The organism is Streptomyces flavofungini, assembly GCF_041028215.1.
In the GTDB taxonomy this organism is placed as follows: domain Bacteria; phylum Actinomycetota; class Actinomycetes; order Streptomycetales; family Streptomycetaceae; genus Streptomyces; species Streptomyces flavofungini_B.
The window spans coordinates 1-1089 of the sequence record NZ_JASKYR010001362.1 but is presented as its reverse complement, the minus strand read 5'-3'; the positions used below and the strand labels follow the sequence as shown (position 1 = coordinate 1089).

Below are 1089 nucleotides of genomic sequence, written 5' to 3'. Positions count from 1 at the left end.
GAACGTCACGGTGCCCTCGGGACCCGCGCGCCCCGCACCCGGCTCCGCGCCCACCCCGGCGCCGGGCGCCGAGGGCACCATGGCGATCCGCGCCGTCCGCCACGGCGCCGCACAGAGCGCCCCGGCGACCGCCGCTTCGCAGCCCTCCGTACCCCCGCAGGCGGCGACCCCGCAGGCACAGCCGCAGCCGCAGCCGCAGGCACAGCCCCAGCCGCAGGTGCCGCAGCAGGCCGGTGCGCCCGCGCCCGTCACCTCCGGACCCGGCGGCGGATCGGCCTCGTGGGCGCAGCAGGTGCATCAGCTCGCCGGTTCCGGCGCCGCCGCGCAGGGCGAGGCGCAGCCGGTCCTGCCGTTCAAGCCCGTGATCGAGGACCCCTTCCTCGCGGCGGCGCGGGCCCAGGCGTCGGCCAGGCCCGCCGGGCTCGGCAGGCGCCTTGCGGCGCGGCTCATCGACACCGTCGTCCTCGCGGCGGTCACCGGAGCGGTGGCGCTGCCGCTCGGCACCAGGGCGGCCGACCACGTGGACGGCAAGATCGACGCGGCGAAGCTGTCGGGGGAGAAGACCACGGTCTGGCTGCTCGACGGCACCACCGCGGGCTACCTCGGCATCATCCTCGCCGTCCTGCTGCTCTTCGGCGTGGTGTACGAGGCGCTGCCCACCGCCAAGTGGGGCCGCACCCTCGGCAAGAGGGTGTGCGGCATCGAGGTGCGGGACATCGAGGAGCACGAGGCGCCCGCCTTCGGGGCGGCGCTGCGGCGCTGGCTGGTGTACAGCGTGCCGGGCGTCCTCGTCATCGGCGTCGTGGGTGTCCTGTGGTGCCTCTTCGACCGCCCGTGGCGGCAGTGCTGGCACGACAAGGCGGCGGGCACGTTCGTGGCCGGGTAACCCGGTCAGCCGCTCGCCGGATGCGGAGCCGGGGCCGAAGCGGTCGACTCGGGCCATGAGCACCGAACCGCCGCAGTACCCGCCACCGGACGACGACAGCGACCCGTTCAGGAAACCGCCGCCGCAGCCTCCGACCGGCGGCGGCTCTCCGTACGGCTCCCCGGCCCCGACCGGCGGCGGCTCTCCCTACGGCACTCCGCCAC

Annotated in this window: 1 protein-coding gene; it reads left to right on the top strand. The window is 76.4% G+C overall.

Annotated features, from left to right (window positions below):
- A partial coding sequence (locus tag AB8Z36_RS41075; RefSeq protein WP_369218434.1) for an RDD family protein occupies positions 1-886 on the top strand: 886 nt, incomplete at its 5' end.
- Positions 887-1089: the final 203 nt, after the last annotated feature.